Here is a 13149-nt window from a genome sequence, read left to right on the forward strand (position 1 = left end):
GGCTACACCACCGGTTCGCGCACGATGTCCAGATACGCCGCGCCGCTGTCGGGCACCCGCGGCTGTTTCCAGACCTCCACCGGGAACGAGGCCATGACCAGCGACTGCATCAGATGGAACAGGTTGCGGGCGTCGTCGGGCAGATCGTCGAGCGGGAACTTGTCGCAGTAGGCGATGGCGTCCTCGAGCCGCGCCATCCCCGCATCGTAGAAGGCCTGCATCTCCGGCATCGTCGAGGCGAGCCGCTTGGCGTACCGTTCGGGCTCGGTGGGCAGAATCCAATCCTCGAACTGCGCCAGATCGGCGAATTCGGCGGGCAGTTTCGACTCAGTTGCCATTGCGGTACTCCTTCACTTTGTCCTGGGCCGTCTTGTGCAGATGGCGGAGCAGGATCTCCTGATCGTTGAGCGGGAAATCGGTGACCGTGCGGGTCGCGATCATCGTCTGGGTGGCCTCGAGGGTGTTCGCGTCCTGCAGCGCGTACTCCTTGAAGGTCACCCCGGCCAGTTCCTGGGCCAGGCGTTCCCGGGCGTTCTTCGCCGGCACGAAGTACAGGTTGGCCTCGAAGGTGTGCTTGTTCACCGCGGTCGGCCAGTAGTGGTAGGTGAGGTACCAGCCCGGCGCCCAGAACAGCAGCGAGAAGTTCGGCCAGATCTCGAATTCGTCGACACCCCAGGCCTTGTGACCGGCGGGGTTGATACCGACGGGCAGCGGGTCGAGGCCCTCGATATCGGGACGGTCCCACGGGCCGAACAGACCACTGCGCAGGATGCGCTCGATCGGCTTGACCATGTTCAGGTCCTTGGGCGGCGCCATCCCGCCCCACGACGAGATCATCGAATGCGGTGGCTGCAGGTCGTAGTGCAGCGCCTCGTAGCCGTAGCCGGCGAGCTTGTCCGCTTCGTCCTTGACCGCCTGCTTCATATGCAGGATCGGCGCGTGGTAGAACTCGGCGAAGGCGTCGATGAACAGCTTCCAGTTACTGCCGACCTCGGCCTTGTAGCTGAAGACCTCGGTCATCTCGTGGAACGGATAGCCCTCCAGCCCCTTGATCATCGGGCCGAGGAAGGTGGTGAGTGGTTCGGCCTCGTGGTCGAGGTTGATGAAGATGAACCCCTCCCACACCTCGCAGCGCACATCCTTGAGGCCGTAGTCGGCCTTGTCCAGGCCGAAGAATTCCTTCTCCTGCTGGACGAAGGTCAGCTCGCCCTCGAGGCTGTAGCGCCAGGCGTGGTACTTGCAGGTGAACTGCTTGCAGAAGCCCGAGGTTTCCTCGTTGGGGAAATCGTCCCAGACCAGCTTGTTGCCGCGGTGCCGGCAGACGTTGTGGTAGGCGTGGATCTCGTTGTCGTTACCGCGGACGATGATCAGCGAGGTGCCCGCGGAAGGGAGCTCCTTGGTGAAGTAACTGCCCTTGCGCGGCAACCGCTCCACCCGGCCGACATTGAGCCAGGTGCGCTTGAAGATGGCCTCGCGCTCGTCCTCGTAGAACTGCGGGTCGATGGAATCGGAATAGTCGACCGGCTCGGTCCCCAGGTCCGGGTAGTGCTCGGTCCAGCTACCCGCTGCCGGTTTGTTGAAGTGTGCCAAGGGATTACCTCTCGTACTCGGATCGGATGCCGAAGGTGTTGAAGGCTGCGGCAAGCATGTTGTAGGTGCCGATGGTGAAGATCAGGTCCATCCGCTGGTGTTCGTCGAGGTGTGCGCAGAGTCCGTCCCAGGTGGCGTCGGACAGGTTCGACTTGTCGTCGAGTTCGTCGACGGCGCGCAGGATCAGCTGCTCGACCGGATCGGCTGCCTCACCACGGGTGACGGAGGCAATCTCCGCCTCGGTGATTCCCTCCGCGAGCGCGGCTTCGCGGTGATGGTTCCACTCGTAGACGCAGTCGCGGACGTGCGCGACCCGCAGGATGGCGAGTTCGCGCAGCCGGACCGGCAGGGACGACTGGAACAGCAGGTGGACGTTCAGGGTGAGGAACGCCTTGGTCAGCGCGGGGTGGCGGACGAGTGTCGACAGGGCGTTGCTCGCCGATTCCGGGTTGCGCAGCCGGCGCGGCAGCATGACCCGCAGCGCATTGTCGACGTCCTCGTCCCACCGGTCCGCGGGCAGCGGCGGTACTCGCATCGCGCCTCCTCTCGATGAGAATGGTATTCTCGCTTTCGGATAATAGATTTCCACGCGGCGGCCGGATAGTCAACGTGAAGATGTATCAACAGGTGGCGGGGTCGCCCGTGACGCTGGTCGCGCTGACCGCTGCCGCAGTGGACACAGTCATGTGCCGCAATGTGTACCCGAAAAACAGGATATTGATTCTCGATAAGTGAGAAGCTAGTTTTCATTCACCGAGAGCTGGGTAAGCGGTCAATCGGCCGGAGTATTCGACTCGAACTCGGTACACGGGCGGGCCTCTCGCCCGATCACGATCGGCTGACCGATGGGGGTCAGCTCAGAAAGGACCGTCGTGAGACCGAAGAGAACAGCCGCCGTCCTGATAGCGGTGGCGTTACTCGCCACCGCCGGGTGCTCGGGCCGTAGTGGCAGCGCGACCGAGAACTCCTCCTCCGGCGACACCGTGGTCGCCGACTTCGGCGACCTGACCGGAGTCTGCGGCGACGGTGACGCCTCGGGTTCGCCCACCCAGGGGGTTACCGACAGCGAGATCACCGCGGGTGTCTTCACCGATGTCGGCTACTCCAAGAACCCCGAATTCGTCGACGCCGCGAAAGTCTTCACCTCCTGGTGCAACGCGGCCGGCGGGATCAACGGCCGCACCATCACCACCGAAACTCACGACTCGAAGGTGATGGCCGTCCGCCAGAAGATGGTGGAAGCCTGCCGCACCGATTTCGCGCTGGTCGGCGGTGGCGCCGGACTGGACGGTCTCGGCGTGAAGGAACGGCTGGAATGCACCCTGCCGGACTTCCCCGCGCAGATCTCCCAGCAGCCCAATCTCGGCACCGACCTGCAGGTGATCGCCTCGCCGAGCACCTTCGCCCACTACGACCCGTACAACGCCTCCCGGCAGTGGCTCACCAAAGAGGCCTATCCGCAGTCGGCCGGTGCGATCGGGATCATCAACGGCGACTCCCCGGTGACCAAGGTCCTCGGCGACAAGGCCGTCGAATCGCTGAACGCGATGGGCGCGAAGGTCATCTACAACCAGCTGTATCCGGTGGGCGGGGTGACCGACTGGACGCCCTACGCCCAGGCCATCAAGAACAGCGGCGTGCGTGGCCTCATATTCATCGGTGAGGACGGTCCGCTGGCCAAACTCGAGGAGAAACTGACCTCGATGGATTACAAGCTGGACTGGATCGACCCCACCAACAACGCGTTCCGGCCCGACTACGTCGAGCTGCTGGGCCGCTCGGCGAGCTTCCAGAACAATATCGTCGATCTCGGCGGCGTGGTTCCGCCGCAGCTGGCCGACCAGTCGCCGGCCATGCAGCAGCTGCAGAAGCTGTACGAGCAGTACGCACCGGACGCGGTGATCAGCCTTCCCGCCATCCGTGCGTTCTCGGCCTGGCTGCTGTTCGCGAAGTCCGCGAAGGCCTGCGGGTCCGAACTCACCCGGACCTGCGTGGTCGAGAAAGCGAAGAAGGAGACCGAGTGGAGCGGTGGCGGGCTGCACAGCCCGAACGATCTGTCCGCGACGGATCCGGCACCGAAATGCTTCAACGTCATGCAGGCCACGCCCGAGGGCTGGAAGGCACCCGAATTCGGCGCCGACGACGGACTGTTCCGCTGCGGCACCCCGCCGTACCGGTACACCGGTAACTACGGCGAGCCGATGACGCTGGCCGATGTCGGCAAGACCATGGCGGACGTCAAGTAACCGATCATGGATCAATTCCTCGCCTTCGGGATCGTCGGGCTGAGCACCGCGGCCGTCTACGCCGTGATCGGCAGCGGTCTGGTGCTCACCCATACGACCACCGGAATATTCAACTTCGCGCACGGCGCCGCCGGCATGATGGCGGCCTTCTCCTACTGGCAGCTCACCGCCGGTTGGGGTGTGCCGATGCCGATCGCACTGGCGATCGTGCTGCTGGTGCTGGCGCCGCTGTCGGGCCTGCTCGTCGAACGGGCGCTGCGGGCCGTGCAGGGGCTGGGCGACGCGGAAAAACTCGTGATGACGGTCGCTCTGCTGAGCGGCCTCATCGCCACCGCGCGCTGGATCTGGGATCCGATGGAAGCCCGAACACTACCCAGCTTCTTCGCCGACACCGAACCGATCCGCCTGGGCAGCGCCACTATCACCTGGCATCAGGCGCTGACCATGCTGGTGGCGATCGCGGTGGCGGTGGGCCTGCGGGTACTGCTGTTCAACACTCGTACGGGTGCGGAAATGCGGGCCACCGTCGACGACCGGGCCCTGGCCGGGCTCACCGGCGCCGATCCCGTCCGCGCCAACCGGGTCGCCTGGATCCTCGGTATCGAATTGGCCGCGGTGGGTGGCATTCTCATCGCACCGACGGTATCGCTGGACGCCGCCACACTCTCGCTGCTGATCGTCAGCGCCTACACCGCGGCGATCTTCGGCCGGCTGCGCAGCCTGCCGATGACCTTCCTCGGCGCGGTCGTGGTGGGTCTGATGGAGAGCTACCTGACCGGGTATCTGCCACAGAACGAATACCTGCCGGGCCTGCGGCTGGCCGCGCCGGCCCTGCTGTTGTTCGCGGCACTGCTGCTGTTCCCGCACGGGCGGCTGCGCGGTCGCGATCGGAAGCTCAGCCCCGTACCCACGCCGTCCCGCGGCGGCGCGGTGTTCTTCGCCGGGGTGATCGTGATCCTCGGATTGATGGTCGCCACCACGCTCGGGGAGAGCGATCTGATCATGTACGGGCCCATGTTCGCCTTCGGTGTCATCGCCCTGTCGTTCGTGCCGCTGTCCGGGTACGCCGGGCAGATATCGCTGTGCCAGCTGAGCATGGCGGGGATCGGGGCGATCGCCTACGGGCAGCTGGCGCCCGACGGAGAGCTCTGGGGTCTGCTCGCGGCCGTGGTGATCGCGGCGCTGGCCGGCACCTTGATCGCACTACCCGCGCTGCGCCTGTCCGGCGTCTACCTCGCCCTCGGGACGGCGGCGTTCGCGGTGGTGCTCGACCGGTGGATCTTCACGCTGCCCTCGTTCGAGATCGGCGGAGTCGAGATCTCCTTCTTCGATCAGGGTTCGGTGGAGGTATACGGGCCCAACCTGTTCGGGCTGCGGCTGGATACCGCGGAGAGCATCACCATTTTCGCGGCGGTCTGCCTGGCGGTCGCCACACTCGGCGTGGCGGCGCTGCGGCGCGGGCGATTCGGTCGCCGGCTGATCGCCTTGCGCGACAGCGAAGCCGCCTACGCCACGCTCGGCGGCAACCTGTTGCGGGCGAAGGTGGCCGTCTTCGCGCTGAGTGCCGGACTGGCCGGGCTCGGCGGCGCGCTGTACGGGATGCAGATGGGGTCGGTGACCCCCGAACAGTTCAATTTCGTGGCCGGCCTCCCGATCTTCCTGGTGGCGGTGTTCGCCGGACTCGGTGCGCTGGGCAACGGCCTGTTCGTGGGTGTCGCGCTCTACGGGCCGCTGCTGGCGGTACCGGTGCTGTTCCCGTCCAGCGAGAACCTGATCCACGTGCTGCCGGCGCTGGCCGGTATCGCCTTCGGCGGCGGCGTGGTGAGCCACGGCGCGGTCGCCCGGATGCGGGAAGGGTTCGAGGCGGCCATCCGCAACCGGGTGGCGCTGGTATTGCTGGTCGGCCTCCCGGTGGTGCTGTGGCTGCTGCGGCTGGCCGACATCATCGACGGCTGGATGTTGTTCTGGGGCTCGGTGATCGCGGTCTTCGCGGTACGGATCTGGGCGAACAACCGCGAACAGGCCGCGGCGGCAGGCGAACCCGATGTGCCCGTCGAATGGTGGGGCGTGAAACGTCCCTGGCGGTCGGAGGACAAGGAGGTGCTCGACCATGCCATCGCTGCTGGACGTTAGCGATATCACGGTCACCTTCGGCGGCCGGCGCGCACTCGACGGGGCCGGCCTGCGGGCCGAGGCCGGTGAGGTCACCGGACTGATCGGGCCGAACGGGGCCGGCAAGAGCACCCTGTTCGATGTGATCTGCGGGTTGCGCCGGCCCGCCGCCGGGCGGGTTCGCCTGGCGGATCGGGATATCACCCGGCTCGATCCGGCCCGGCGTGCCCGGCGCGGGATGGCGCGGACCTTCCAGCGGCTCGAGCTCTTCGGGCGGCTGTCGGTCCGGGACAATCTGCTGGTCGCTGCGGAACTCGGTCCGCACCGGCGCAATGCCGAAAAGGTCGTGGACGAGATCATCGACCGGCTCGGCCTCGGTGATCGGGCCGGCGATCTGGCCGACGAACTACCCACCGGTCTGGCCCGCCTCGTCGAGGTCGGCCGCGCCCTGGCGGTACGGCCGACACTGCTGCTCCTCGACGAACCGGCCGCCGGCCAGGACAGCACGGAGACAGATCGGTTCGCCGAACTGCTGCGCTCGGTCGCCGCGGACGGTACCGCGGTGGTGCTGGTCGAACACGATATGGGTCTGGTGATGAGCGTCTGCGATCAGGTGTACGTGCTCGACCTCGGCACCGTGATCGCGAGCGGGCCGCCCGAGGTGATCCGTCGCGACGAACAGGTCCTGGCCGCCTATCTGGGGGACTCATGACCGCACTACTGGAATTGTCCGGAATCCGGGCCGCCTACGACGCGATCACCGTGCTGCACGGTGTCGATCTGAGTGTGCGGGCCGGTGAGGTGGTCGCGCTGCTCGGTCCCAACGGCGCCGGGAAGACCACCACGTTGAAGGTGGCTGCCGGAGTGCATCCGGTGGCAGACGGGGAATTGCGATTCGGCGGACGCACCGTCAACGGTGCCGACCCGCGTGACCTCGCCCGCGCCGGTGTCTGCCTGATTCCGGAGGGCCGCGGGATCTTCCCCAACCTCACGGTGCGCGACAACCTGCTGATGATGTCGTTCACCGGGCGACCGGTGGCGCAGATCGAGGACATCGCGTTCGCGCGCTTCCCGATCCTGGCCCAGCGGGCCGGGCAGATCGCGGGCACACTCTCCGGCGGCGAACAGCAGATGCTGGCGCTGGCCCGCGGCCTGGCCACCGACCCGGCCGTGCTGCTCCTCGACGAGTTATCGATGGGGCTGGCGCCGCTGGTGGTGGAGCGGCTCTACGACCAGGTCGCCGAAATCGCCCGGCAGGGTGTCGCGGTGCTGATCGTCGAACAATTCGCCGCCGCGGTACTCGATATCGCCGACACCGCCGCGGTATTGGTGCGCGGCCGCATCGAACATCAGGGCCCGCCCGATCTGGGGCTCCGCAACCAGTTGGCCACTCTCTATTTAGGAAGTCCCTCATGACCGAATCCACCCGCGCGGACCGTTTCGTCCAGGAGCTCGCGGAGCTGAAGATCCCCGATCCCGCTGCCGGCCGCGGCGGCCTGTGGCTGCGGATCGGCGTCGCGCTGCTGATCCTAGGCCCGGTGGTGGTCGTGCTGGGCTATCTGATGTCCAACAACACCTCCGACGCGCTGGTGCAGCGTGACGCGATCATCATCGCCCTGGCGGGGGTGGCATTGAGCATCGTGGGCGCGACGCTGTTCCTGCGGTATTCGCTGACCGGGGTGCTGCGGTACTGGATGGCGCGGCAGTCCTACGACCTGGCCCAGCTCGCCGGGCGCCTGCCCGGTGCGGCCGAACCGGAGTACGGGGAGGTCGGAGTTCCACAACGGTGAACTGTGTTTTCGGCGCGCGAAACCTCCAAGGGCCTCGCTGAACTCGGCACCAGCGGTGGGCACGTTCGGATCCGCAGTGGTACGGCGGTGCACGGTGATCATGAAAGGAGTTGAAATGTCCGAGGGTATGAGTTTCGAGCTGAGCGAGGATCAGCGGCTGATCCGGGATTCGGTGGCCGAACTGGCCCGTAAGTTCGACGACCAGTACTGGATGGAGAAGGACCGGGATCACGAATTCCCCACGGAGTTCTACCGCGCCATCGCCGACGGCGGTTGGCTGGGTATCTGCATTCCCGAGGAGTACGGCGGGCACGGGCTCGGTATCACCGAGGCTTCGATCCTGGCCGAGCAGGTATCGCGGTCCGGCGGCGGAATGAACGCCGCTACCGCGATCCACCTGTCCCTCTTCGGCATGCAGCCGGTGATCGTGCACGGTTCGGACGAGCTGAAACAGCGCACCCTGCCCCGCGTCGCCCGCGGTGACCTGCACGTCTGCTTCGGCGTCACCGAACCGGGCGCCGGCCTGGACACCAGCCGGATCACCACCTTCGCCCGCCGCGACGGCGACCACTATGTGGTCAACGGCCGCAAGGTGTGGATCTCCAAAGCGCTGGAGTCCGAGAAGATCCTGCTGCTCACGCGCACGCAGAAGTACGACGAGGTCGAGAAGAAGACCAGCGGTATGACGCTGTTCCTCACCGACCTCGATCGCGATCACGTCGATATCCGGCCGATTCCGAAGATGGGGCGCAACGCGGTCTCCTCGAACGAGCTGTTCATCGATGATCTGCGGATCCCGGTGGAGGACCGGGTCGGCGAGGAAGGCCGCGGGTTCGAATATCTGCTCGACGGCCTGAACCCCGAGCGGATGCTGATCGCGGCCGAAGCGCTCGGCATCGGCCGGGTCGCGCTGGATCGCGCAGTGCGTTACGCGAACGAGCGCGAGGTTTTCGGGCGGCCGATCGGCAAGAACCAGGGAATCCAATTCCCGCTCGCCGATTCGCTGGCCCGGCTGGACGCGGCCGAATTGGTGCTGCGTAAAGCGACCTGGTTGTACGACCAGGGCAAACCCTGTGGCCGGGAGGCCAATACCGCCAAATACCTGTGCGCGGAAGCCGGTTTCGAAGCCGCCGACCGGGCAATGCAGACACACGGCGGGATGGGGTATTCGGAGGAGTATCACATCTCCCGGTATTTCCGGGAGTCACGCGTGATGCGGATCGCGCCGATCAGTCAGGAAATGATCCTCAACTATCTGGGATCGCATGTGCTGGGAATGCCGAGGAGTTACTGATGGCAGCGAATAACGGATTGTTCGATCTGACCGGCCGCACAGCGCTGGTCACCGGTGCGGCGGGCGGTATCGGCTCGGCCGTGGCCCGGGCGCTGGCCGCCCAGGGCGCGGCGGTGCTGGTCACCGACCTCGACGGCGGGGCGGCAGCAGCGGTTGCCGAGAAGATCACCGCGGACGGCGGTACGGCCCGCGCCTGCGCGCTGAATGTCGCGGACCCGGAATCCGCGGTGGCGGCGGCGGAGCAGGCGGCCGAATTGGGCGGCGGAAAAATCCATATCGTGGTGAACAATGCCGGGATCACGGCTCCCGCGATGTTCCCGAAGACCACCCCGGAATCCATGCGCAAGATTTTCGATGTGCATGTCCTGGGAACGTTCAATTGCAGTCAGGCCGCGTTGCCGTATCTGCCGACCGACGGCACCGGCCGCATCATCAATGTCACCTCGTCGGCAGGGCTCACCGGCACGCTGGGGCAGGTGAACTATTCCGCCGCCAAAGCCGGAATCATCGGTATCACCAAATCGCTGGCCCGCGAACTCGCCCGCAAGCAGATTCTGGTGAACGCTTTGGCTCCGCTGGCCGCGACTCCGATGACCGAAACCATCCGCACCGACGAGAAATTCGCCGAGCAGATGCTGAACCGGATTCCGCTGCGCCGCTGGGCCGATCCCGACGAGGTAGCGGGTGCGTTCGTCTTCCTGGCCTCCGACGCGGCGTCCTTCGTCACCGGACAGGTGCTGCCGGTCGACGGCGGCATGGTGATCTGATGACCGCCGCCGGTCCGCTGGCCGGGGTGCTGGTGGTAGCGCTGGAACAAGCCGTATCGGCGCCCATGTGCACCCGCACGCTCGCGGATTTCGGGGCCCGGGTGATCAAGGTGGAGAACCCGGTGGGCGGTGATTTCGCCCGGCACTACGACGATGTGGTGGCCGGGCAGGCCGCCCATTTCGTCTGGGTGAACCGCGGCAAGGAATCGGTAACCCTCGACCTGAAATCCGAACGCGGACTGCAACTCCTGCACGACCTGCTCGCCCGCGCCGATGTGCTGGTATCGAATCTGGCGCCGGGTGCCACGACCCGGCTCGGCCTGGCTCCCGCCGAGCTCGCCGAACGCTATCCGCGGCTCATCGCGCTGGAAATCGATGGTTTCGGTGCCGGTGGGCCGCTGTCGCACAAACGCGCCTACGATTTGCTGGTCCAAGCCGAATCGGGCGTGTGCGCGGTGACCGGGCGGCCCGGCGAACCGGCCAAACCGGGCCCGGCGGTCGCCGATGTGACCACGGGACTGTACGCGGCACTGTCGATCCTGGCGACGCTGTGCGGCCGCTACCGGGACTCCGGCCCGGCCGGTGCCGCGATCAGCCTCAGCCTGTTCGACACCATGGCCGAGATGATGGGCTACCACCTGAACTACACCCGGCATTCGGGTGTCGAACAGCAGCCGCTCGGGATGAGCTCACCCGCGGTCGCCCCCTACGGCGCCTACGCCACCGGTGACGGCCAGACCGTCGTGCTGGGCACCACCAACGATCGCGAATGGCAACGCCTGGCCCGGGATATCCTCGGCCGTCCGGAACTGGCCGACGACGCCCGGTTCCGCACGAATTCCGACCGGGTGCGCCACCGCGGCGACCTCGACGAGGCGATCGGCGCGTGGTGCGCCGAGCACAGCCTGGCCGAGGTGCAGAAGGTCGCCGACGACGCCGGGATCGGGAACTCGCGCTACAACACCACCACCGATGTGCTCGAGCATCCGCAACTCTCGGCCCGGGACCGCTGGCGCGAGATCGACAGCCCCGGCGGTCCGATCCCGGCCCTGCTGCCACCGGCCGTGGTGACCGGTTTCGAGCCACCCATGGGCGCGGTGCCGGGCCTCGGCGAACACACCGACGCGATACTGCGCGAACTGGGCCGGACGGCCGCGGAAATCGCCGACCTGCGGGCGGCGCAGGTGATCGGCCCCGAATACAGCGCGGGCGCGGTCGATCGGAAGCGGTCGTGAGCGGCGCGGGAAACGGTGCGGAGGCGGAACTGCTCGTCGCCGACCACGACGGCATCCGGACCGTCACGCTCAACCGCCCACATCGCAAGAACGCGATGACCTGGACGATGTGGCGTGACCTGGCGGATATCCTGCGCGATACCGGCATGGACCGGACAGTGCGGGCCCTGGTGCTCACCGGCGCCGGGGGCGCGTTCTGTTCCGGCGCCGATATCTCGGTGCCCGATGCCCGGCACCCGATGGACAAGATGCGGATCTTCAGCGATCTGGCACTGCAGTTACATGAACTGCCGACCCCGACCGTGGCCAAGGTGACCGGGGTGGCGGTCGGCGCCGGCTGGAATCTGGCGCTGGGCTGCGATCTCGTCGTGGCAACCTCGGACGCGACCTTCGCGCAGATCTTCGCCCGGCGCGGTCTGTCGCTCGACCTCGGTGGCTCCTGGCTGTTACCGAAACTGGTCGGGTTGCAGCAGGCGAAACGGCTGGCCCTGCTGGCCGAGACCGTCGACGCGGCCCGTGCGGAAGCCCTAGGGCTGGTCACGTGGGTCGTCGACGCGGCGGAGATCGACGGGTTCACCGACGATCTCGCCGCCCGGTTGGCAGCCGGACCACCGGTCGCGCTGGCACAAACCAAGGCACTGCTCAACGAGGGTGCCGATGCCACGCTGCGGGAGGCGCTGGCCGGTGAGGCCCGGGCCCAGGGCGTCAATTTCGCCACCGCCGACGCACCGGAGGCCTACTCGGCCTTCGCCGGGAAGCGCACACCGCGGTTCACCGGCGCCTGGTCGCTGCCACCGGCCGGGGACGCGGCGCGGCGGGCGGAGACCGGTTCGGACGGGAGCAAGACAGCCTGGACCAGCCGAAATGGGTAGGTCTCGACCGAGCGCAGCGCGATCGGGAGATGCTACAGGGGACAACGGCCGAATTGCGGAGAAACGGAGCGGGAGATGCGGGATGTAGTGATCGCCGGCGCGGTGCGTACACCGGTCGGCAAACGAAAGGGCGGGCTGTCCGCGATACACGCCGCGGACCTGTCCGCGGTGGTGTTGCGTGCTCTGGTCGAGCGAACCGGGGTGAATCCGGCGCTCATCGACGACGTCGTGTGGGGTTGTGTCTCCCAGGTGGGTGACCAGTCGAGCAATATCGGTCGGTATGCCGTGCTGGCGGCGGGCTGGCCGGAATCCATTCCGGGGACCACGGTGAACCGGGCCTGTGGGTCGAGTCAGCAGGCGCTGGACTTCGCGGCGCAGGCGGTGATGTCGGGCCAGCAGGATGTGGTGGTGGCCGGCGGGGTCGAGGTGATGAGCCGGGTACCGCTGGGTTCTGCCCGGGCCACCGGTCAGCCCTACGGCCCGGCGGTGCTCGAACGGTACGATGATTTCTCCTTCAACCAGGGGATCTCGGCTGAACTCATCGCCCAGAAATGGGGTTTCACCCGCACTGTTCTCGACGAATACTCGGCGCGATCCCATGAGCTGGCCGCCGCGGCGCAGGACCGCGGTGCGTTTGCCGACCAGATCGTCGAGGTGAACGCCCCGGCCGGGGAGTTCACCGAAGGCGGTGTGGTCACCGCCGACGAGGGAATCCGCCGGGGCACCAGCGCGGACAAACTGGCGAACCTGAAACCGGCTTTCCAGGACGACGGTGTCATCCACGCCGGTAATTCCTCGCAGATCTCCGACGGCGCCGCCGCGCTGCTGATCACCACGGCCGAGCTGGCCGCCCAGCTGGGCCTGCGCCCGCTCGCCCGCTACCGGGCCGGTGCGGTCACCGGTGCCGACCCGGTGCTCATGCTCACCGGACCCATCCCGGCCACCGAGAAGGTGCTGCGCAAGGCCGGCCTGGCACTGTCCGATATCGGTGTTTTCGAGGTGAACGAGGCATTCGCCCCGGTGCCCCTGGCCTGGCTGGCCGAAACCGGGGCCGACCCGGACCTGCTCAACCCGCTGGGCGGTGCGATCGCGCTGGGCCATCCACTCGGCGGATCGGGTGCCGTCCTGATGACCCGGATGATCCACCACATGCGGGACAACGGGATCCGCTACGGCCTGCAAACCATGTGCGAAGGCGGCGGTACGGCCAACGCCACCGTCGTAGAGATCATGTCTTAGGAAG

The 13149-nt window shown here is 66.9% G+C and carries 13 protein-coding genes; 10 read left to right on the forward strand and 3 right to left on the reverse strand.

The features are described from left to right. Positions 1 to 2: 2 nt before the first annotated feature. Genes ACIA75_RS31845 through ACIA75_RS31855 form a run of 3 tightly spaced genes read right to left on the reverse strand, consistent with a single transcriptional unit; the run spans position 3 to position 2125 of the window. The gene (locus ACIA75_RS31845) at positions 3 to 338 is read right to left on the reverse strand and encodes a hypothetical protein (protein ID WP_397110701.1); all 336 of its coding nucleotides are present in this window, start codon (positions 336 to 338) and stop codon (positions 3 to 5) included. Next, the gene (locus tag ACIA75_RS31850; RefSeq protein WP_397110703.1) at positions 328 to 1590 is read right to left on the reverse strand and encodes an aromatic ring-hydroxylating dioxygenase subunit alpha; all 1263 of its coding nucleotides are present in this window, start codon (positions 1588 to 1590) and stop codon (positions 328 to 330) included. The genes ACIA75_RS31845 and ACIA75_RS31850 overlap by 11 nt, the downstream gene beginning before the upstream one ends. Positions 1591 to 1594: 4 nt before the next feature. Then, positions 1595 to 2125: a carboxymuconolactone decarboxylase family protein gene (locus tag ACIA75_RS31855; protein WP_397110705.1), complete on the reverse strand. Its 531-nt coding sequence runs from the start codon at positions 2123 to 2125 to the stop codon at positions 1595 to 1597. Between the two features lie 337 nt (positions 2126 to 2462). On the opposite strand from ACIA75_RS31855, the gene ACIA75_RS31860 reads away from it, so the two are divergent. The 10 genes from ACIA75_RS31860 to ACIA75_RS31905 all read left to right on the forward strand — a co-directional run bounded on the left by ACIA75_RS31860 (position 2463) and on the right by ACIA75_RS31905 (position 13145). Next, positions 2463 to 3836, forward strand: coding sequence for an ABC transporter substrate-binding protein (locus ACIA75_RS31860; RefSeq protein ID WP_397110707.1), 1374 nt, complete (start codon positions 2463 to 2465; stop codon positions 3834 to 3836). Between the two features lie 6 nt (positions 3837 to 3842). After that, positions 3843 to 5969: an ABC transporter permease gene (locus tag ACIA75_RS31865; RefSeq protein WP_397110709.1), complete on the forward strand. Its 2127-nt coding sequence runs from the start codon at positions 3843 to 3845 to the stop codon at positions 5967 to 5969. Next, positions 5947 to 6660 (forward strand): ABC transporter ATP-binding protein, encoded by a 714-nt coding sequence (locus ACIA75_RS31870; protein ID WP_397110711.1) that lies wholly within the window; start codon positions 5947 to 5949, stop codon positions 6658 to 6660. The genes ACIA75_RS31865 and ACIA75_RS31870 overlap by 23 nt, the downstream gene beginning before the upstream one ends. Then, a complete protein-coding gene (locus tag ACIA75_RS31875) occupies positions 6657 to 7364 on the forward strand; it encodes an ABC transporter ATP-binding protein (RefSeq protein ID WP_397110713.1) in 708 nt (235 codons plus the stop codon). Before ACIA75_RS31870 ends, ACIA75_RS31875 begins: the two co-directional genes overlap by 4 nt. Further along, positions 7361 to 7738 (forward strand): hypothetical protein, encoded by a 378-nt coding sequence (locus ACIA75_RS31880; protein ID WP_397110716.1) that lies wholly within the window; start codon positions 7361 to 7363, stop codon positions 7736 to 7738. Before ACIA75_RS31875 ends, ACIA75_RS31880 begins: the two co-directional genes overlap by 4 nt. 127 nt (positions 7739 to 7865) lie before the next feature. Then, complete coding sequence (locus tag ACIA75_RS31885) at positions 7866 to 9032, forward strand: acyl-CoA dehydrogenase family protein (protein WP_397111103.1); 1167 nt, start codon at positions 7866 to 7868, stop codon at positions 9030 to 9032. Further along, complete coding sequence (locus ACIA75_RS31890) at positions 9032 to 9799, forward strand: SDR family NAD(P)-dependent oxidoreductase (protein WP_397110718.1); 768 nt, start codon at positions 9032 to 9034, stop codon at positions 9797 to 9799. The genes ACIA75_RS31885 and ACIA75_RS31890 overlap by 1 nt, the downstream gene beginning before the upstream one ends. After that, positions 9799 to 11034, forward strand: coding sequence for a CaiB/BaiF CoA transferase family protein (locus tag ACIA75_RS31895; RefSeq protein WP_397110720.1), 1236 nt, complete (start codon positions 9799 to 9801; stop codon positions 11032 to 11034). Before ACIA75_RS31890 ends, ACIA75_RS31895 begins: the two co-directional genes overlap by 1 nt. Then, the gene (locus tag ACIA75_RS31900; RefSeq protein ID WP_397110722.1) at positions 11031 to 11906 is read left to right on the forward strand and encodes an enoyl-CoA hydratase/isomerase family protein; all 876 of its coding nucleotides are present in this window, start codon (positions 11031 to 11033) and stop codon (positions 11904 to 11906) included. The genes ACIA75_RS31895 and ACIA75_RS31900 overlap by 4 nt, the downstream gene beginning before the upstream one ends. Before the next feature lie 75 nt (positions 11907 to 11981). Continuing rightward, on the forward strand, positions 11982 to 13145 hold the full coding sequence (locus ACIA75_RS31905; RefSeq protein ID WP_397110724.1) for a thiolase family protein: 1164 nt from the start codon (positions 11982 to 11984) through the stop codon (positions 13143 to 13145). Positions 13146 to 13149 lie beyond the last annotated feature (4 nt).

This window comes from Nocardia sp. NPDC051750 (assembly GCF_044453135.1).
In the GTDB taxonomy this organism is placed as follows: Bacteria; Actinomycetota; Actinomycetes; order Mycobacteriales; family Mycobacteriaceae; genus Nocardia.